This is a genomic window from Rhodococcus sp. LB1, assembly GCF_001583455.1.
Taxonomy (GTDB): domain Bacteria; phylum Actinomycetota; class Actinomycetes; order Mycobacteriales; family Mycobacteriaceae; genus Rhodococcus_F; species Rhodococcus_F opacus.
On the sequence record NZ_LTCZ01000413.1, the window covers coordinates 1 to 19,835 of the forward strand.

Consider the following 19,835-nt stretch of genomic DNA (forward strand, 5'->3'; position numbering starts at 1 on the left):
GCCACCATCGTCGTCGACGGGCGCACCGTGCAGGCGAATGGCGGTGCAGACGGGTTCTGGCTCGGACCGACCCTGATCGACCACGTCACCACCGACATGAGTGTGTACACCGACGAAATCTTCGGACCCATCCTCTCCGTGATCCGCGTCGACTCCTACGAGCAGGCGCTCGACCTCATCAACTCGGGCCCGTTCGGCAACGGCACCGCGATCTTCACCAACGACGGCGGNNNNATGGTCGGCATCAACGTCCCGATCCCCGTCCCCACCGCGTACTACAGCTTCGGTGGCTGGAAGAACTCGCTGTTCGGCGACACCCACGCCCACGGCACCGAAGGCGTCCACTTCTTCACCCGCGGCAAGGTCGTCACCACCCGCTGGCTCGACCCCAGCCACGGCGGCCTCAACCTCGGATTCCCCCAGAACAACTGAGCCGGAAAGGACCTACGGTCATGACGACGACAGTCACCCAGGAACTTTTGCCCACCGGCCAGTCTCTCGACGCGGCCCGTGTCGAAGGGGAGCGCGCGTACGCCCTCGACCGCGCGCACGTGTTCCACTCGTGGTCCGCGCAGGAGCAGATCACCCCGATGACGATCCTCGCGTCCGAGGGTTCGTACGTGTGGGACGGTGCCGGGAACCGCATGCTCGACTTCTCGTCCCAGCTCGTCAACACGAACATCGGGCACCAGCACCCCAAAGTCGTTGCCGCCATCCAGGACCAGGCCGCGAAGCTGTGCACCATCGCACCGCAGTACGTGAACGACGCCCGCTCCGAGGCCGCGCGGCTGATCGCCGAGCGGACCCCGGGTGACCTGAACAAGGTGTTCTTCACCAACGGCGGCGCCGACGCCAACGAGCACGCGGTGCGCATGGCTCGGCTGCACACCGGCCGCTACAAGGTGCTGTCGCGGTACCGCTCGTACCACGGCGGCACGGACACCGCGATCAACCTCACCGGCGATCCGCGCCGGTGGCCCAACGACTACGGCAACAGCGGAGTCGTCCACTTCCACGGACCGTTCCTGTACCGGTCGCAGTTCCACTCGGAGAACGAGCAGCAGGAGACCGAGCGCGCGCTCGAGCATCTCGACCAGTTGATCCGCCTCGAGGGGCCGACCTCGATCGCAGCGATCGTACTCGAATCGGTTCCCGGGACCGCGGGGATCATGGTGCCCCCGCCCGGTTACATGGCCGGTGTCCGCGAAATCTGTGACCGCTACGGCATCGTGTTCATCGCCGACGAGGTGATGTCCGGGTTCGGCCGGACCGGAAAATGGTTCGCGATCGACCATTTCGGTGTCGTTCCCGACCTGATCACGTTCGCGAAGGGGGTCAACTCCGGCTACGTCCCGCTCGGTGGTGTCGCGATCAGCGAGAAGATCGCGGCGACGTTCGCCAACCGGCCGTACCCCGGAGGGCTCACCTATTCGGGACATCCGCTCGCCACTGCAGCCGCCGTCGCGACGATCAACGCGATGGAGGACGAGGGGATCGTCGAGAACGCGGCCCGGATCGGCAGCGAGATCCTCGGTCCCGGACTGCGTGGCCTTGCCGACCGGCACCCGTCGATCGGTGAAGTCCGCGGACTCGGCGTGTTCTGGGCGATCGAACTCGTCGCCGACCGTGCCACGAAGGAACCGCTCGCTCCGTACGGCGCCTCCAGTCCGGCGATGAACGAGGTGATCGCGGCGTGCAAGGCAGGAGGATTGCTGCCGTTCGCCAATTTCAATCGCATTCACGCTGTGCCGCCGTGCACCGTCACCGAGGCCGAGGCCCGTGAGGGGCTCGCGATCCTCGACACGGTTCTCGACATCGCGGACGCGCACCGCAACTCCTGACACACCCCGTCTGCCGACACACCCGTGTCCCGACACTCGATCCGTCCCGCGGTCAATGGCGCCCGCGGGGCGGATCTTTCTCATTTCCCACGACAACACACGGCGCCCGGATCTCAACGGAGAGAATCTATGAGCTCGACCACGTCCACGCTCGCACTGTCCCTGCCGGAAGGCTATGTCGAAGAACAGGATCGGCCACCGGCTCCCGACGTCGCCATCCTCGACCGATTGAGTGCCGATGCATTCGACCTGCACGTCGACACCGTCGGACCGAACGAGAACCGGCAATTCCGGGTCACGCTCTACAGCGGAGGCTCGACCGTGTCGCTCGAGCGGGTGCTCCGACTTCTCGGGAGCCTCGACCTCGAGGTCGTCGACCAGCGGACGTCGGTGTTCCGCCGCGCCGACGGACTGGTGTGCCGGCTCTACGACTTCCGGGTGTCCGCGGGACCGCTCGTCACGTCCGCGGTGGCGTCGGGATCCGTCGAACCCGAGGCTGTCCTGGAGACCTTTCGTGCGATGTGGTCGCGTCGCGCGGAGGCGGATCGGTTCAACGTGCTGGTGCTCGCTGCCGGCCTGGACTGGCGGGAGGTCGTGCTCCTGCGCGCGTACGCCCGCTTTCTGCGGCAGAGTGCTCTGCCCTACGACCAGGGCCGGATCGAGGCGGTCCTGCTGTCGCGTCCCGAGTTCGCGTCGGCGCTCGTGGATCTGTTCCATGCGCATTTCGATCCATCCCGTCCCGGTGGCGGCACGTCCCGCGACGACGAGGTCGAACAGCGCGCGCGCCGAGTCGAATCGCTGCTCGCCGACGTGGAGGGCCTCGACGCCGACCGCATCCTGCGCGCCTACTCTGGCCTCGTCGCGGCGACGACCCGCACCAACTTCTATCGGGACGGAGCGCTCGGTCCGGCTCGTCCCCAGTTGTCGCTGAAGTTCCGCTCCGCCGAGATCGACGAGCTTCCGCGGCCGCGGCCGCTCTACGAGGTCTTCGTGTATTCACCGGACATGGAGGGCGTGCACCTGCGGTACGGACCCGTCGCGCGCGGCGGGCTCCGCTGGTCCGACCGCCTCGACGACTATCGCACCGAGATCCTCGGACTCGTCAAGGCGCAGGCAGTGAAGAACGCCGTCATCGTGCCCGCGGGCGCCAAGGGCGGATTCGTCGTGCGCAACCCGTCGTCCACCGGCCAGGACTGCTACCGCCAGTTCATCTCCGGGCTGCTCGACGTCACCGACAACCGTTCGGACACAGCCGAATCGATTCATCCCGACCGGGTCGTCTGCCGGGACGGCGACGACCCCTACCTCGTGGTGGCGGCGGACAAGGGCACTGCCACGTTCTCCGACGCCGCCAACGACGTGGCCCGGACGTACGACTTCTGGCTCGGTGACGCGTTCGCGTCCGGCGGTTCGGTCGGCTACGACCACAAGAAGATGGGCATCACCGCGAAGGGTGCATGGGTGAGCGTCACCCGGCATCTGGCCGAACTCGGTATCGATGTCGACCGTGACAGTTTCACGGTGACGGGGATCGGCGACATGAGCGGCGACGTCTTCGGGAACGCCATGCTGACGAGTACCGGCATCGGGCTGGTCGCCGCGTTCGACCACCGCCACATCTTCGTCGACCCCACTCCCGGCACGGAGCAGGCCTGGAAGGAACGCCGCCGGCTGTTCGAGCTGCCGCGATCGTCGTGGGCCGACTACGACCGGACCCTCATCAGTGCAGGCGGCGGCGTCTGGTCGCGTGAGAGCAAATCGATTCCGGTGAGCAGCCAGATGCGGACGGCGCTCGGTCTCGCTCCGTCGGTGACGACGTTGACGCCGCCGGAGATGATCCGCGCCATCCTCGCCGCCCCGGTGGATCTCCTGTTCAACGGCGGAGTCGGGACGTACGTCAAGGCCTCGTCGGAGTCGCACACGGATGCGGGTGACAAAGCGAACGACACCGTCCGGATCGATGCGGGCCGGCTGCGCGCGCGGGCCGTCGCCGAGGGCGGCAACCTGGGCATGACTGCACTCGCCCGCATCGAGTTCGCCCGGACCGGTGGGCTCGTCAATACGGATGCACTGGACAACTCGGCCGGAGTGGACTGCTCGGACCACGAGGTGAACATCAAGATCCTGCTCGACTCACTGCCCGTCGACCGGCGGCTGGACCCGGCCCGGCGCTCGGACCTGCTCGGGGCGCTCACCGGCGACGTGTCGGAACTCGTGCTCGCCAACAACCGTGCGCAGAACCGGGTGCTCGGCGACGCCCGGTCGAACGCCCACCGGATGGTGGACGTGCACTCGAGGATGGTGAACGACCTGGTCGACAAGCGCGGTCTGGACTGCGAGCTGGAGGCGCTTCCGAACCCCGACGGCTTCGCCGAATTGTCGGAGGCCGGGCAAGGACTGACCTCGCCGGAACTGGCGACCCTCCTCGCCCACGCCAAGCTGGATCTGAAAGCGGAACTCGAGGATACGGACGTCTTCTCCGACGGGTACTTCTCCGAACGGCTCGGCGCGTACTTCCCGGCCGCGCTACGCACCGTCCTCGCCGTCGACTCGCACCCCCTCCGCCAGGAGATCCTCGCCACCGAGATCGTGAACGACATCTTCGCCCGCGGAGGACTCACCTACGCGTACCGGCTGCGTGAGGAGACGGGGGCCGGGCCCGCGGATGTGGTGCGCGCGTTCGCCATCACGTCGGAAGTGTTCGGGCTTGCGCAACTCTGGTCCGACATCGCCGCGGCGAAACTACCACCGGCGACGGAGTACGAACTGGTCGTCGAGGCCCGCCGGCTGCTCGACCGGGCGTCGCGGTGGTTCCTCGCCAACCGTCGTCAGCCGCTGGCGGTGGACGCCGAGATCGACAATTTCCGGGGCGAAGTCCACACGCATTCCGGCGACGTCGGCGGATGGCTCTGCGGCGCGGAGGTGCTGGCGATGGAGGACACGCGTCGCTCCTACGACGAGGCGGGCGTCGAGACGTCCATCGCCCGGCGTATCGCGGACGGTCTCTACCGGTTCAGCCTGCTCGACATCGTGGACGTCGCCCGCGAACTGGAGCACGACGTCGCCGAGGTTGCGCCGCTCTACTTCGCCCTCTCCGATCACCTCGGCGTGGATCGATGGCTGATCAAGGTGTCGGCGCTTCCGCGGGGTGAACGGTGGCACACCCTCGCCCGGGTGGCGCTGCGGGACGACCTGTACCGCTCCGTCCGGCTCCTGACCCGGGACGTACTGTCGTCGGGGGAGCCCGGCGATGCGCCGGACTCCCGGATTCTGCTGTGGGAGAATGCGAACCGGGCGAGGATCGAGCGTGCACGCCGGACGTTGGCGGAGATCGACGCCGCGTCCACCCACGATCTCGCGTCACTGTCGGTAGCGGCGCGTCACGTGCGATCGATGGCGGATCTGCACTGACACAACGCGCTTCGCGCCTGTGAGTACTTATTAACGTCGGGCGGTTAACAAGTACTCACAGGCGAAGCTATAGGGTGTGTGCAGGATCGGTGGTGGGTGCGTCGTCCTCGTCGTCGGGTACGAAGTCGGCCTCGACGGCGGAGGCTGGTTCCTTCCAGATCCAGGGCTGGCCGTCCTGGACGACGCGCCGGTAGGCGTACAGCACGATCGACAGCGACAGGACGACCACGCCGACGATCAGTTCCTTCGTGCTGCCGTATCCCGTAATGGAGGCGCTGAGCGCGCCGACGACGACCATGATCGTGTCGACGACGACCAGGAGGCCGGCGATGTACACCCACTGCTTGCCGAGCTTGATCGGGCGATGGGCGTTCGGTTCGTCGCGGCGCAGGTTGAGGAAGCCGGTCAGCGACAGGATGTGGCAGATGAGGTAGCCGACGATGCCGGCGACGATGACGGCGAGGGCCTCGCCGACGAACAGGATCAGGATGACGTTGACGAGCAGGTCCAGCGACATGGCACGCCCCGGGACCTTGAAACGGTTGAGCTCACCGAGTTGCTTGATGGTGAGGCCCTCCCGGGCGCTGCCGTGGAGTACGCGTCCGCCGTCGGCGGTGGTCATGACCATCAGGAGGACGAGGCCGGCGATGAGGCAGATCGCCATCACGATGTCGCCACCGGGGAAGAGGCTTTCGAACACGGTCAGGTAGAAGGAGACGGGGTTTTCGGCGACCTCCGCCTGGTGGACGAGTCCGCCGACGCCGAACGGGACGAGGATGTAGACGGCGATGACGAAGAAACCGGCCAGTCGCAATGCAATTCGGCTGTCACGGATGGTGTCGCGGAATTCGGGCACGAACGAGGCGACGGCCTCGATGCCGTACACCGACCAGGCGAGGACGAACATCCAGGCGATCGCGGTGCGCCAGCCCGCTTCACCGCTGGCGGCGATGTCCCAGTGCAGATTGCTCATCGACCAGTTGTCGGACAGGAGGGGAGCGGCCGCGAAGACGACGATCGGGACGAGGACGAGCGCGCCGGTCGCGTACATCAGCCACATCGCGGGTCGCATGCCCAGGACGTTCAGGCCCCAGCCCATGACCAGGACACCGAGCGCGATGACGTGGGGGAGTCCGATGGTGGCCAGGCCCGTGGAGAATGTCCACGTCTGCTCGGGGAACCACTCGGCCTGGACCAGCTTGCCGATCTGCAGACCGTAGATGGCGAGTGAACTGGACCAGGAGAACCAGTAGCCGTACGTCGCGAGCGGACCGACGAGGGTCGACCGGGTCCGCCAGCCCTGGTGGGCGTACATCGAGATGCCGCCGACCTTGTCGACGAACATGCTGGCCATCTCGGAGTAGATGAAGTTCTGCAGGCACGCCAGGACCGCGACGGCGCCGAGGAGGACGAGCGTCGTCCACGCGCCGATCAGGCCGATTGCGTACCCCATGCCGACGAAGAGTGCGGCGGGGATCGAGAGGCTGATGGTGAAGCCGTCCCACCACCGCAGGTTCTTCTCATAGGTGTGGTCGTCGGCGAAGGAATCGTGCAGGCTCACGGGATTCTCCAGTTCTGGGCCTTGTCGGCGCAGTGTGTGTATTCAGAATGCGGCCCTCGGCGACTCGAGTCGAGTGGGGGTGGAGGCCGACGGACCGCCGCAAGTATGTGATTCAAGACACTAACACTGCGCAATGCGTCGCACAAGATGAAATTGCCCCCGCAATGCGTATCAAGTAACCGTTTGCATTCATGAAATGCAGCCTTTTGGGCCCGCAACGCCACTGATCTCGTCGTTCTGGATAGAGTCGGTCCATGTCTCAGCACACTCTGGACGAACTGGACCGCGCGATCCTGCGGCAACTCGAAGACGATGGGCGGCGAGCGTTTCGGGAAATCGCCCGAAACCTGGGGTCCTCCGAGGCGACGGTACGGGCGCGCGTGAAGCGTCTGCAGGATCTGAACATCCTGCGCATCGTCGCGTTCGCCGATCCCGAACGGCTGGGCGACTCGCAACTGGCGCTCGTGTTCCTGACCGTCGACCCGGCCCGGCACCAGCAGGTCGTGGACACACTGACCGAGATGCCGGAGATAACGTACGTCTCGACACTGCTGGGGCGCAGCGACATCTGCGTCGAGGTCGGCAGCGCCAACAATGCCGAACTGTGGGCTTTCCTGAATCAGCACGTCAGCATCATCGAGGGCGTGCGCACCACGGAGACCATCTCGATTCTCAAAGTGCACAAGCTGCGGTACGGCACGCCCTCGAAGGAGTAGCCCTACCGTCCGGCGCTGAACACCTTGCGGTGCCAGGCTTTCCGTGAAACCCCGGTGATGTCGCTCATGACGTGCTTGACGGTCAGGTACTCCTCGAACGAGTACGTCGACATGTCCTTGCCGAAGCCGGACGCGCCGACCCGGCCGTGCGGCATCTCGCTGATGATCGGGATGTGATCGTTGATCCACACACAGCCCGCGTCGATGTCCCGTGATGCGCGCTGGGCGCGGAACAGGTTCGTCGTCCAGGCCGACGCTGCGAGGCCGTAGTCGGTGTCGTTGGCGCGGCGGATCGCGTCGTCGTCGCCCGAGTGGCGACTCACGGTGAGCACCGGTCCGAACACCTCGTCGCGGTAGATCTCCGCGTCCTCGGCGACGTCGGCGATCAGGGTCGGGAGGTAGAAGGCTCCGGGCTCACCGACCTGCCGATGGTCGGCGACGTGCGCGGGGAGGGCTTCTTCTACGGCATCGAGCTGGTCAAGGACAAGACCACGAAGGAGTCGTTCACCGACGACGAGGCCGAACGGATCCTGCACGGGTTCCTCTCCACCGCCCTGTTCGGCGCCGGCCTGTACTGCCGGGCCGACGACCGCGGCGACCCGGTCATCCAACTCGCCCCGCCCCTGATCTGCGGACAGACCGAATTCGACGAAATCGAACACATCCTCCGCGGCGTCCTCACTGAAGCCTGGACCCTGTTGTAACGCAACCGGTCCCACGCAGGAAGGCGGCACTCGACTACGGCGTCGAGGTGCCGCCTTCGTGTTTCCGGTGCGTCGAACGCGCGCATCGGGAGTGAGACTGCGCAATGCGCAGCCGGATTGGCAATAGCGACGCAAACCAAAGCGTTTTCAGGGTTGTGTGGCGGTTTGCGCGCTGTTAATGTGGTCTGAAACACGCAAAGCGTTGAGTTGACCCCCACTGGATGCCGAAATGCGCAGCATCGAGTTCTCTCAGCCGCCGGGAGCGGCGCAATCGACGAGGAGCACGTCTTGACGATTCAGGAACTTCCCACTGCCGACTGGCCGGGCAGCAAGGCGGCCGCGGTGTCGTTGACATTCGACGTCGACGCGGAGGCCGGCTGGCTCGGCGAGGGCGACGAGTACGCACGCCGTCTGACGATCCTGTCCGAGGGTCGCTACGGCGTCACGCGTGGGGTGCCGCGCATCCTCGATCTGCTCCGCCGATACGACATCTCGGCGACGTTCTTCGTCCCGGGTCACACTGCGGAGCACCACCCCGCGATGGTGGAGAGCCTGCTCGACGCCGGGCACGAGATCGGTCACCACGGCCACCTGCACCTGCGCAGCGACAAGGTGAGCGAGCAGCAACAGATCGACGAGATCGACAAGGGCCTCGAGGCACTCGAGCGACTCGGCGTCCCGCGGCCTAAGGGATACCGCTCCACGTCCTGGGAACTCACCCCCGAGACGTTCGCTCTGCTCGTCGAACGCGGATTCCTCTACGACTCCAGCTGTATGGGCGACGACCGTCCCTATATCGAGTCCTGGGACGGCCGCGAGATCCTCGAACTGCCCGTGCACTGGTCGCTCGACGATTGGCCGCGCTTCGGCTGGAACATCGACGGTGGCGGCAACGTCGCCGACCCGGAAGAGTTGCGCCGCTGTTGGACAGACGAATTCGAGTCGGCCCGTGCCGAATGCAGACACACGAGCTTCACCATGCATCCCGAGGTCATCGGACGCCCCTACCGGCTCGCCCAGTTCGAGCACGTGGTGGCGCACATGGCCGAGTCCGGAGACGTGTGGTTCGCCCGCCTCGACGAGGTCGCCGAGTTGGTGGCGCCGCGGCTGCAGGTGGCGGCGTGACCCGCCGGTTCCGTTCCACGCAGACCCGACCGTGGGACCGCGGCTACGAGTTCGGCAGTGCCCATGCGGAACAGGTCGGCAGCTCCGTTGCCGCGTACCGGCAGTTGTTCGACTGCGCTGCCGGCTCGGCCGTCGACCTGAATCACTGGGGGACCCTCGCCCTCGAGCGGATCACGGCCGCCGCGCCCGCGCTCGCCGACGAGATTGCCGGTATCGCCGACGGCGCCGGTCTTCCGGTGACCGCGGTCGCGGCGATCAACGCGCGTACCGAGGTGCTGGCCGCGGTCGGCGGCGTCACGCCGAGCGAGTGCTCGACGGTCGTCCGGCTCCGGGACGGGGACGCACCGGTCTCCGTTCAGGCGTGGGACTGGTTCGCCGAACTCGCCGACCTCTGGTTCGTGTGGGAAATCCCGCACGAGAACGGTCATCTGACCACCACCGTCACCGAATACGGCATCGTCGGCAAGATGGGCGTCAACGACCGCGGCCTGGGCGTGCACTTCAACATCCTCCACCACACCGAGGACGGGAACGGGATCGGCGTCCCGGTGCACGTGCTGGCCCGCGCCGTGCTCGACGAGTCGCGCGACCTCAACCACGCACTCGTCCGGCTCGCCCAGGTGAAGGTCTCGGCGTCGACGTCGCTGACCCTCGTCGCGAGCTCGGGTGGTGAATCCGCCGCCGTGGGCGTCGAACTCAACCCTGGCGGGATCGGATACGTCCTGCCGGACCACGACGGCCTACTCGTCCACACCAACCATTTCCTCAGCAGCCCGGCGAACCTGCACGACAAGGAACTCCGCGACGGACCGGACACCGTGATCCGGTTCGACATGCTCCACCGTCGACTGTCCGGCAGGCCGGACGTCGATGCCCCCGCAGTCCTCGAGGCGATGACGTCGCATCTGCTCGGCGGCGGAGCGACGTGCTGCCACGTCGACCCCGCTCTGCCGGCGTCGGCACGCTTCGAAACCCTCGCCACCGTCTCGCTCGACGTCGAGAACGGTACCCTGACCGCCCATTCCGGTGGGCCCTGCACCATTCCCGCCGATTTCGCGGCACCGACCAAGGAGAACACCGTGCTGAAATTGAAGCGCATCGACAACATGGACATCCTCACGCGCGATGTCGACGCACTCGTGGAGTTCTACCACGGCGTCCTCGGGCTGCCCTTCCACCTCCCGTATGAGAAGGACGAGGAGTGGGCGGCGATCGACATGGACAACGTGACGCTCTACATCTTCAAATCCGAAGCGGGCGAACATGCTCCGCGCCGCACCGCGGTCAACCCCGACAACGCACCCGGCTACGACTCGATCGCGTTCGAGGTCGACAGCCTCGACGAGGCCGAGGCCGCGCTGGACGGACGCGTCGAATGGGTCGACGAGCGGATCCAGTGGAAGCACCCCAGCGGCACCTGGTACCAGTACCGTCCGTTCTTCGACCCCGACGGCAACATGCTGTACGTCACCGAGCCGCACATCGTGGGAGCGGGAGCATGAGTCTCGCCGCCATCCCCACCGTTCGGCTGGATGACCGCCTCGCGCTGATCACCGGGGCCGCGCGGGGCATGGGCGCGGCACACGCGCGGACCCTCGCGTCCCGCGGCGCCGACCTGATCATCGCCGATCTCGACGTCGCGGAACTGTCGGTGGTCGCCGAGGGGATCCGCGACAGCACCGGGCGCCGCGTCGAATGCCTCGAACTGGACGTCACCGCACGCGACGCCGGTGAGCGGGTCGTCGCCCTCGCGATCGACAACTTCGGCCGCCTCGACATCCTCGTCCACAACGCCGGCATCATGCACGACTGGAAGACCCTCGACGAGACACCCGTCGAGAACCTCCGGCCCTACCTCGACGTCAATGTCCTCGGGCCGTACGCCATCACCCGCGCCGCCGCGCCGCTCCTCGCCCGCAGCGAGGCCCCGCGCGTCATCTTCATCTCCTCGCAGTGGGGGCAGGTTCCCGACGGGCACTCCTACGGCTACATGGTGTCCAAGACCGCGCAACTCGGCCTGATGAAGGCGCTGTCCTCCGAACTCGTCTCGCAGAAGATCCTCGTCAACGCCGTCGCCCCGGGCGCGACCCACACCCGGATGGTTCCCGACGACGTCTATGCCGAAGAACTCGCCGCCGTCCCCCTCGGCCGTCTCGGCGATGCCCACGAAATCGCCGCGGCCGTCGCCTTCCTCGCCTCCGACGGAGCCGCATTCATCACCGGTCAGACCCTCGCGGTCAACGGTGGAGCCCTCGTCGTCGGCGCCTGAACTTCCCGAAAGGACCATCGTGACCACCTCGATCCCCACCCCCACCAAACGTGAACTGGCCGAAGCGTCGATGCGCCGCTCCTGGTTCCCCGTCGCGCGCCTCTGCGACCTCGACAAGCCCCAGACCGCAACGCTTCTCGGCGTCGGTCTGGTGATCTACCGCGACGGCGAGGGGCGGATCTCGGTGCAGTCGCGACGCTGCCCGCACCGCGGCGGCGACCTGTCGATGGGCGAAGTGCACCAGAGTTCGATCGGCTGCCCGTACCACGGCTGGGAGTTCTCCAGCACCGACGGCAGCTGCAGTCGCATCCCGTCCCTGGCCGATCAGGGCAAGATCCCACCGCGCGCCTCGATCGCCACCTACCCCGCGGTCGAGCGGTTCGGACACGTTTGGACGGTGCTCGAGGACCCGATCCGCGACATGTACGAGATCGAGGAGTGGCAGGACCTCGACCTCGAATGGCTTGCCGCCGACCCCATCGACTCGTCGGTCGGTGTCGGCGTGACGATCGAGAACTTCCGCGACGTCGCACACTTCCCCTTCGTTCACAAGGTGTCGATGGGCCCGACCCCGGAGGTCGTCGAACCGCTGGACGTCAACCGGGACGGACTCGACGTCTGGATGGACCGCCCGCTCGACGCCGGCTCCGGCGACTGGGCCAACGACGGCGACTGCATGATGCGGTACCGCTGCTCCGCACCGGGTCTCGCGTCCATCACCTACCACTACGAGAAGCTGGGACGCCGCGTCGTCGCCGGGTTCCCGTCACCCATCGACTACGAACACGTCAAGATCTTCTGGGGAGTCGCCAACGAGGTCGGCTACCGCGGCGCAGACCTGGAGGAATGCCTGCGCGTCGAGGAGATGGTGTATCTCGAGGACATCCCGATCGTCGAATTCATCGAACCCCGCGAGATCCCCTGGGATTCCGAGTTCCAGGAATTTTCCGTACCCGCCGACCTGTTCACCCTCAACTACCGGCGCTCGTTCACCGAGCTGATGAACCGCGTCAAGGACGGCAGTCGTGTCAACGAGTTCGTCTGATACGCAGACCCTTCCGCTCCGCGTCGTCGCCGCCCGCTGGGAGGCCGATTCGATCACCTCGTACGAGTTCGCCCGCTCCGACGGTGGAGAGCTTCCGGCCTGGGAACCGGGTGCTCACGTCGACGTGCACCTGCCTTCGGGGACGGTCCGGCAGTACTCGCTGTGCGGCGACCCGGCCGATTCGACCCGGTACCGCATTGCCGTCCTCGAACTGCCCGCAGGCCGGGGAGGCTCGGTGGAGGTTCATCGCGAGCTGCGGCCGGGTCGCCTCATCCAGATCGGTCGTCCCCGCTCCAACTTCGCGTTGGCCGAGGCCGACCGCTACGTGTTCGTCGCCGGCGGAATCGGCATCACCCCGATGCTGCCGATGATCCGGGAAGTGCAGCGGCGCCGCGGAACCTGGGAACTGGTGTACGGCGCGCGCACGGCCGATCACTTCGCGTTCCTGAACGAGCTGGATCCGTCCGCGGTGCAGCTGGTGCCCCAGGACACGAGCGGTCACCTCGACCTGGAGACCGTCGTGAGGTCCTCGTCGGGGGCGGCGGTCTACTGCTGCGGGCCCACACCGCTCATGGACGCGTTGGTGGAACGGATGTCGCAGGCGGGTCGCGCCGGCGAACTCCACCTCGAGCGGTTCGCGGCGTCGGCACCCGCGGCCCGGTCGACCGGCGAGTTCGAGGTCGAATTGGCCCGCAGCGAGAAGGTCGTCCCGGTGCGTCCCGACCAGACGGTGCTCGAGGCCGTTCGCGGCGCCGGCATCGATCATCCGTCCTCGTGCGAGATGGGCATCTGCGGGTCGTGCGAGGTGAAGGTTCTCGGCGGCGACGTCGACCATCGCGACGGCCTCCTCACCGAAAGCGAACGCGCGCAGTGCAACAGCATGATGATCTGCGTGTCCCGGGCCCGGGGAGCCCGTCTGGTCCTGGACCTGTGAGTACTTATTAACGTCGGGCGGTTAATAAGTACTCACGGGTGCGAAGCGCACGACGACGCCGGGGCGCAGCAGGGCGGGGGGAGTGCGTTCGGCATCCCAGATCGGTTCGTCGGTGGTGCCGATGAGTTGCCACCCGCCGGGCGAGCTGCGGGGATAGATTCCCGTGAACTCCCCGCCCAGAGCCACGGTCCCGGCGGGGACGGAGGTCCGAGGCGTCGAGCGACGCGGGACGTGCAGCTCGGGTGCGCCGCCGGTGAGGTAACCGAAACCCGGTGCGAAGCCGCAGAACGCCACCGTCCACGGTGTTCCGGTGTGTGCGGCGACGACGCCGTCGACACCGAGACCGGTCAGCTCGGCCACGTCCTCGAGGTCGGGACCGTCGTAGCGCACGTCTATCCGGATCTCGTCGGGGGCATCCTCGGCGACCGTCGCCTCCGATTCCGTGGTCCGCACCCACTTGGCGACGCGGTCACGGCTGGTCGCGCCGTGGTCGAACCGCACCAGGATGGTGCGCGCCGCCGGAATCACCTCGACGACCCCGGGTGGCCGGGACTTGTCGAGCGCACGAAAATGCGCGAGTACGGTGCCGAGATCCTCGAACTCGGCGAGGACCGCGCTTTCTCCGACGTCGAGGATGCGCATCACACGAACGGCTCCACCGTGATGCCCTCGGTGTCGAGCAACGACCGGATGGCGGTGGCCATCTCGACGGCTGCGGGCGTATCGCCGTGGACGCAGACTGATTCGGCGGTGACCGTGAGTACCGTGCCGTCGACCGCTTCGAGGGTGTGATCGGCGACGAGCCTGCGGACCCGTTCGGCCACCACCGCGGGATCGTGCAGGACGGACCCGTCCGTCGTGCGCGGCACCAGCGTTCCCTCGGGTGTGTACGCGCGGTCCGCGAACGCCTCGGTGACCGTCCGCAGTCCGGCCTTCTCGGCCTCCTCGAGGAACACGGAACCGGGCAGACCGAGGACGGGCAGCGTCTCGTCGTACGCGCGGACTGCCGCGACCACCGCGCGGGCCTGCTCGCGGTGGTGGACGATCGCGTTGTACAGCGCGCCGTGCGGTTTCACGTACGCCACCGCGGAGCCGGAAACCTGGGCGAGACCGTCGAGGGCGCCGATCTGATAGACGACGTCGGCCGTCAGGTCGCGTGGGACGATGTCGATGAACCGGCGTCCGAACCCGGCGAGGTCGTGGTAGCCCACCTGCGCGCCGATCCGGACTGTCAGCTCGGACGCCGCCGAACAGGTGGACAGCAGCGTCGCGGGATCGCCCGCATGAAACCCGCACGCCACGTTGGCGCTGGTCACGAGCTTCAGCATCGCCAGGTCGTCGCCGAGGGTCCAGGCGCCGTAGCTCTCGCCGAGGTCGCTGTTCAGATCGATTGCCGGCACATATTCGATACTAGGGTTCCGAGTGCCGTCTTGTAGATTCTCTCGCGGGGGCGGAACCGGTGAGGGTCCTGCTGCGTCAGAACAATTGACCGTGCGTGGTGGACTGCGCCATCGGAGGGGGAAACGTGACCGACCCGGCATACATCAAGGATCCCGAGAACTTTCACTCGGATCAGTGGGATCACGCGAGGATCGCGAGCGCCGTCGCCGGCATGAATGTCGAGCACGTCAGCGGCATCGCACGAGCCTGGACCGAACTGGGGACGACGACCCACGACGCGATCGTCGAGTTCAGCGACGCGATCAAGAAGACGATCGGCGACAGCTGGCACGGTGCAGCCGCGTCGGCGGCCTACGGCGAGACCGAGCGGTACTCGACCTCCGCGCCGCAGGCGCAGGCACAGCTTCACGGAGTCGCGGACGCGCTGACGCCGCTGGCGGAGACGGTCGCGTCGCTCCGGTCGCAGGTTCCCGAAACCATCGGCACCGGACTGTGGGACAAGTTGACGCCCTGGGACACGGACACCGAAGACGAGTACTACCGGCGCGAGGGCGAAGCGCGCGAGAAAATGGCCACGATCTACAACCCCGGACTCGCGACCTCGGACGGCAACGTCCCGTCGTTCACGAAACCGGAGAGCATCGTCGACGTTCCTGCGGGTCCGGCCGGGCCCGGTGTCGACTCCGCGAGCGGCACCCCGGGTTCGAGCGATCGGCTCGGTGGACCGAGCGCCGGGCAGCCGAATTCCGGCGACGCTCCCGTCAGCGACCCGTCCGGCGAGCCTGGTGTGGACGGCGCACCCGCTGCGGACGGCACGCAGCAGAATGCAGCAACCGCGCCGTCGGCTGCCGCCACACCGGCGACGACGGCCCCGGCCTCGGTGACGGGGGATCAGGCGCAGAGCCGGTCGGGCATGCCTCCCAGCGCCGATTCGTCCGCTGGTGCCGGCTCGCGATCCGCAGGTGTGGGTGTGGGTTCCGGTGGCGGCGGACTGGGAGATGGCGGACTCGGCGGTGGCGTCGGCGCCGGGAACCGGCCGGGGGCCGTGGCCCGGCCCGGCACCGCACCCGGGGTCGCGGGGGTCAACGCCGGAGGTCGCGCGGGTGCCGGAATGCGGGGTACCGGCCCGATGGGTGGGGGAATGATGGGCGGCGGAGGAGCCGCCAAGGGTGGCGGCGAGGACAAGGAACACAAGACACCCGACTACCTGATCACCCTCGACAACGGTAACGAGTTGATCGGCACACTGCCCCTCGTCTCGCCGCCGGTGATCGGCGCATGAACATGCGCAATTGGCGGCTGCGTCCAGAACTGTTCGACGCGCTGTGGGCCGGTACCGGGCAGGACCGCATCCCGTACCCGTTCCGAATCGTGAGCGCGCACCCCGGGCTCAATGCGTATGTCGCCGAGCAGAACCGGATACGCGAAGCGTTCGCGGGAGCCGAACACGACGATGTGAGGTCGGCGTTGGGCGTGCTCGCCGAGCCCGAGGTGTATGTCGAGATCTCCGGTTCGACCGCCGACGAGACCCCGATCCGCATCATCGGTGCGCAACACCGGCAATGGGTGGTGATCGCTTCGCAACTCCCCGGCCGGGCACCGCGGATCGGTGGCGACGTCGTGATCGGCGCCGGTGCGGCCGGGCGACTGGGCACCCAACTGATCGGGCTGATCCCGCAGAACGCCGCAGGCCGACGCCGGTTCCAGCGGCGCGACGAACAGGACACCCACTTCTCTCGGGGAATCCTGCAGGAGGTCAATCGGGTGGCCCCCGCCCCGCGACTCGAATCCGCCGTGCAGAAGGGATACGCGGGACGCGGGAAGATCCGGGTCTTCCGTGGTCCTCGCTACGGCAGCGGCAGGGACGTCGGCGTCATGCAATGGATCGACATCGCCGGCGACGGACGCTACGTGATCGGACCGCACGATCCCGCCGCCGCGCACCCCGCAGGCCCCGAACAGCTCGTATCGTCGCTCGACACCCTGATCAGGGTCGGTACGACTCCTCGAGCAGGTTCGGTCGGTGCCCGCGGTTGGTAGATTGCCACGCGCCGGCGATTGCACAGGTGGGGACACAGCAGGACACACAGAGGGGACACCGACATGGCGGGGCCAGAAGCACCGGAAGCCGGATGGAAGGCTTTCACCGAGAACGTCGTCGGGGGAGGCAGGCTCGAACTCGACCCCGCCGGCATAGAGCAGTGCATCAAGCTGTGCCAGGAGCATGCGGATCGCATGAAACTTCTCGGAGGCAGAGCGCGCCGAGAACTTCGCGCCACGGATCTTGGGCTGGGGGAACAGGACATCGAGTCGGCCAGGCAACTTGCACGAAAGTTTGATGAGAAGGCGATCGGCGGAGATGGCATCGAGTTCGGCAACAGTGCGGTGGGCTTGTTTCTGGCTCACGAAACCTACGCATCGGACATGAAGTCGATGTTCGAGGCTGTATTGGCGAGCTACAAAGAGCAGGACGCTGCAACCGCCGCGCGATTGGGATCCGTTGGAGTGCAACTGTGAGGCGTTACTCATATCGCGCGATGATGGGGGCGCTGAGCCTGCTGTCAGTGGTCGGGGTCGGCGCGTGCTCGCAGCCGGTCGATGGGAAGCCCGCTGGAGAACCTGCTATCGAGATTTCTTACCAGCCATGCGACGCCCTCTCGCCGGAAGCGCTTGCCGCGGCGAGGATCGATGCGGCCCCGCCTGACCGGATGCCGGATCGAAATGACCCGCCGAATCATGCGTGCGGATTCTTGTCTCGAGACCCTTATTACGTAGCTGTCGTATCCGCGATCGGCGCATCCATCAGCGGCATCGCGAGCGACGACCGCTTCAACATCCTGAGTGAGACCGAGATCGGCGGGCGGCGTGCTCTGGTGTCGGATTTCCGCGGCGGTAGTGCGTGCACGGTGTCGGTGGCGATCGAGCCGGGGATTCTCGAGTTCATGATCGGGTACAGCGAGTTGGAGGATTTCACAACAGTCGACGCGGCGTGCGATCAGGCGACGAAGGTGGCGACGACGTTGGCGCCCTATTTCCCCGACCACCTGTAGTGGCGGCTCAGTGCGTGTGTGCGTGGGTGGGGGTGATTCGTCCCGCGTTCTTGCGTCGTGAGGAGCCGCTGAGCCGGCACACGAGGTAGATGACGAACGAGATCGTGGTGACGAAGCTCGATACGGGCACTCCGGGTGCGAGGGACAGCAGGATGCCGCCGACGGCGGCGAGTTCGGCGAACACGATCGACAGGATCGTGGCCTTCAGTGGGCTGGCGGTGACGTAGGCGGCGGCCGCGGCGGGGGTGATGAGCAGCGCCATCACCAGCAGCGCCCCGACGATCTGGACGCCGAGGGCGGCTGTGATGCCGACGAGCACGGCGAACACGATCGACAGCGCACGGACGGGGACGCCGCGGGCCTCGGCGACGTCGGGGTCGGTGCTCGCGAAGAGGAGGGGGCGGTAGATGAGGCCGAGGACCCCGATGACCAGCACGGCGCAGAGCAGCAGCAGTTGGAGGCCGCTGTCTCCGGGCGCCACGATCTGGCCGATCAGCAGTGAGAAACTGGTGCCGGTGCGCCCTTGGTACGACCAGATGAACAGCACCGACAGACCGAGTCCGAACGCCATGATCACGCCGATCACGGAGTCGCGGTCGCGGGCCTTCGCGCCGAGCAGCCCGAACAGGACCGCCGCGACCACCGACCCGGCGATGGCGCCGGCCCCGACGCTGACTCCGATGAGCAGGGCCGCCGACGCGCCGGTCAGCGACAGCTCGCTCGTGCCGTGCACGGCGAACGACATCTGCCTGCTCACGATCAGCGGGCCGATGGCTCCTGCCAGCAGGCCGAGGATGGCGCCGGCGATCAATGCCTGCTGGACGAAGTCGTACTGCAGGAGGTCGACGGTGGCCGAGACGTCGAACATGCGCGACATCGCGTCGGTGAATTTGTTGCTCATGCGTGTCCCTCGTCCGTGTGGTGCACACCCTCACCGGGGCGGAGCCCGCCCGCGCTGCCGAGCGCGTCGATGGCGTCGCCGGTGCCGATCACGACGAGGCGGCCGCGTACGTGCAGCACCTCGACGTCGGTGCGGTACAGCTCGGACAGCACTTCCGACGTCATGACCTCTTCGGGTTTGCCGATGCGGAACTGTCCGTCGACGAGGTAGAGCACGCGGTCGACGAGGGGGAGGATCGGGTTGATCTCGTGGGTGACGAACAGCACCGCGGTGTCGTGGGTGCGGCGCCGCCGGTCGATGAGTCCCGACACGAGATTCTGGTTGGCCAGGTCGAGGCTGAGCAGCGGTTCGTCGCACAGCAGGATCTGCGGGTTGCCGACGAGGGCCTGCGCGATACGCAGTCGTTGCTGCTCACCGCCGGACATGGAACCGATCGGTGCGTCCGCGTAGTTCTGGGCGCCGACTTCGGCGATGGCGGCGTCGACGATCGCCCGGCGCCGGCCTCGCCGGAGGATGCCGGTTCCCCACTGGTGGCCGTCGACGCCGAGCCCGACGAGGTCGCGGCCCCGCAGCGGCAGCCCGTCGTCGAGCGACTTCTGCTGAGGGATGTACCCGACGTGCGAATTGCCCTTCCGCGCCGGGGATCCGGCGATGCGCGCGGTACCGGAGCTGAGGGCGAGCTGGCCGAGCAGCACCTTCAGCAGCGACGTCTTGCCCGACCCGTTGGGTCCGAGGACGGCGACGAATTCGCCGGGTTCCACGGTGAGGTCGAGGTCCTGCCAGAGTGTGCGTTCGCCGAAGGACAGTCGCGCCCCCGTCAATTCCAGTGCGGGGACGCGACCGTTGCCGGCGTTCTTCGAAGTGGGTTCTGTCACAA

General features: G+C 67.2%; 18 protein-coding genes and 2 pseudogenes. 14 read left to right on the plus strand and 6 right to left on the minus strand.

Annotation, left to right across the window (positions count from 1 at the left end; genetic code table 11):
• The 3 genes from AZG88_RS41535 to AZG88_RS41545 all read left to right on the plus strand — a co-directional run.
• A partial coding sequence (locus AZG88_RS41535) for an aldehyde dehydrogenase family protein (RefSeq protein WP_156517747.1) occupies positions 1–432 on the plus strand: 432 nt, incomplete at its 5' end.
• Positions 433–452: 20 nt separating this feature from the next.
• On the plus strand, positions 453–1,841 hold the full coding sequence (locus AZG88_RS41540) for an aspartate aminotransferase family protein (protein ID WP_061701012.1): 1,389 nt from the start codon (positions 453–455) through the stop codon (positions 1,839–1,841).
• Between the two features lie 129 nt (positions 1,842–1,970).
• Complete coding sequence (locus tag AZG88_RS41545) at positions 1,971–5,252, plus strand: NAD-glutamate dehydrogenase domain-containing protein (protein ID WP_061701013.1); 3,282 nt, start codon at positions 1,971–1,973, stop codon at positions 5,250–5,252.
• A gap of 67 nt (positions 5,253–5,319) precedes the next feature.
• Here the strand turns inward: AZG88_RS41545 and AZG88_RS41550 are convergent, their stop codons facing one another.
• A complete protein-coding gene (locus AZG88_RS41550) occupies positions 5,320–6,813 on the minus strand; it encodes an APC family permease (protein ID WP_061701014.1) in 1,494 nt (497 codons plus the stop codon).
• A gap of 254 nt (positions 6,814–7,067) precedes the next feature.
• On the opposite strand from AZG88_RS41550, the gene AZG88_RS41555 reads away from it, so the two are divergent.
• Complete coding sequence (locus AZG88_RS41555) at positions 7,068–7,529, plus strand: Lrp/AsnC family transcriptional regulator (RefSeq protein ID WP_005244886.1); 462 nt, start codon at positions 7,068–7,070, stop codon at positions 7,527–7,529.
• 2 nt (positions 7,530–7,531) lie between these two features.
• Here the strand turns inward: AZG88_RS41555 and AZG88_RS41560 are convergent.
• A pseudogene (locus AZG88_RS41560) lies at positions 7,532–7,942 on the minus strand (aldehyde dehydrogenase family protein); the annotation flags it as partial.
• On the opposite strand from AZG88_RS41560, the pseudogene AZG88_RS41565 reads away from it, so the two are divergent.
• The 6 genes and pseudogenes from AZG88_RS41565 to AZG88_RS41590 all read left to right on the plus strand — a co-directional run.
• A pseudogene (locus AZG88_RS41565) lies at positions 7,943–8,233 on the plus strand (aspartate aminotransferase family protein); the annotation flags it as partial.
• Between the two features lie 288 nt (positions 8,234–8,521).
• Entirely contained in the window at positions 8,522–9,358 is an 837-nt protein-coding gene (locus AZG88_RS41570) for a polysaccharide deacetylase family protein (protein ID WP_061701017.1), read from the plus strand.
• On the plus strand, positions 9,355–10,860 hold the full coding sequence (locus tag AZG88_RS41575) for a C45 family autoproteolytic acyltransferase/hydolase (protein WP_061701018.1): 1,506 nt from the start codon (positions 9,355–9,357) through the stop codon (positions 10,858–10,860). The genes AZG88_RS41570 and AZG88_RS41575 overlap by 4 nt, the downstream gene beginning before the upstream one ends.
• Positions 10,857–11,627: an SDR family NAD(P)-dependent oxidoreductase gene (locus AZG88_RS41580; protein ID WP_061701019.1), complete on the plus strand. Its 771-nt coding sequence runs from the start codon at positions 10,857–10,859 to the stop codon at positions 11,625–11,627. Before AZG88_RS41575 ends, AZG88_RS41580 begins: the two co-directional genes overlap by 4 nt.
• A gap of 19 nt (positions 11,628–11,646) precedes the next feature.
• A complete protein-coding gene (locus AZG88_RS41585; protein ID WP_061701020.1) occupies positions 11,647–12,672 on the plus strand; it encodes an aromatic ring-hydroxylating oxygenase subunit alpha in 1,026 nt (341 codons plus the stop codon).
• Complete coding sequence (locus AZG88_RS41590) at positions 12,653–13,606, plus strand: PDR/VanB family oxidoreductase (protein ID WP_061701021.1); 954 nt, start codon at positions 12,653–12,655, stop codon at positions 13,604–13,606. Before AZG88_RS41585 ends, AZG88_RS41590 begins: the two co-directional genes overlap by 20 nt.
• A gap of 21 nt (positions 13,607–13,627) precedes the next feature.
• Here the strand turns inward: AZG88_RS41590 and pxpB are convergent, their stop codons facing one another.
• Both pxpB and AZG88_RS41600 read right to left on the minus strand, forming a co-directional pair.
• Positions 13,628–14,248 (minus strand): 5-oxoprolinase subunit PxpB, encoded by a 621-nt coding sequence (gene pxpB, locus AZG88_RS41595; RefSeq protein WP_061701022.1) that lies wholly within the window; start codon positions 14,246–14,248, stop codon positions 13,628–13,630.
• Positions 14,248–15,006 (minus strand): LamB/YcsF family protein, encoded by a 759-nt coding sequence (locus tag AZG88_RS41600; protein ID WP_005244877.1) that lies wholly within the window; start codon positions 15,004–15,006, stop codon positions 14,248–14,250. Before AZG88_RS41600 ends, pxpB begins: the two co-directional genes overlap by 1 nt.
• Positions 15,007–15,131: 125 nt before the next feature.
• Here AZG88_RS41600 and AZG88_RS41605 point away from each other — a divergent pair, with 125 nt between their 5' ends.
• From AZG88_RS41605 to AZG88_RS41620, 4 genes are all read left to right on the plus strand, one after another.
• Positions 15,132–16,289, plus strand: a complete 1,158-nt coding sequence (locus AZG88_RS41605) for a hypothetical protein (protein ID WP_061701048.1) — start codon at positions 15,132–15,134, stop codon at positions 16,287–16,289.
• Positions 16,286–17,047 (plus strand): ESX secretion-associated protein EspG, encoded by a 762-nt coding sequence (locus tag AZG88_RS41610; protein ID WP_005244875.1) that lies wholly within the window; start codon positions 16,286–16,288, stop codon positions 17,045–17,047. Before AZG88_RS41605 ends, AZG88_RS41610 begins: the two co-directional genes overlap by 4 nt.
• Before the next feature lie 63 nt (positions 17,048–17,110).
• Positions 17,111–17,524: a hypothetical protein gene (locus tag AZG88_RS41615; RefSeq protein WP_061701023.1), complete on the plus strand. Its 414-nt coding sequence runs from the start codon at positions 17,111–17,113 to the stop codon at positions 17,522–17,524.
• A 23-nt stretch (positions 17,525–17,547) separates the two neighbouring features.
• The gene (locus AZG88_RS41620; protein ID WP_231914382.1) at positions 17,548–18,057 is read left to right on the plus strand and encodes a DUF3558 family protein; all 510 of its coding nucleotides are present in this window, start codon (positions 17,548–17,550) and stop codon (positions 18,055–18,057) included.
• Positions 18,058–18,064: 7 nt separating this feature from the next.
• Here AZG88_RS41620 and AZG88_RS41625 read toward each other — a convergent pair whose 3' ends face one another.
• Together AZG88_RS41625 and AZG88_RS41630 are read right to left on the minus strand one after the other, a co-directional pair.
• Positions 18,065–18,958, minus strand: coding sequence for a metal ABC transporter permease (locus tag AZG88_RS41625; RefSeq protein WP_005265172.1), 894 nt, complete (start codon positions 18,956–18,958; stop codon positions 18,065–18,067).
• Entirely contained in the window at positions 18,955–19,833 is an 879-nt protein-coding gene (locus AZG88_RS41630) for a metal ABC transporter ATP-binding protein (protein ID WP_005244871.1), read from the minus strand. Before AZG88_RS41630 ends, AZG88_RS41625 begins: the two co-directional genes overlap by 4 nt.
• Positions 19,834–19,835: the final 2 nt, after the last annotated feature.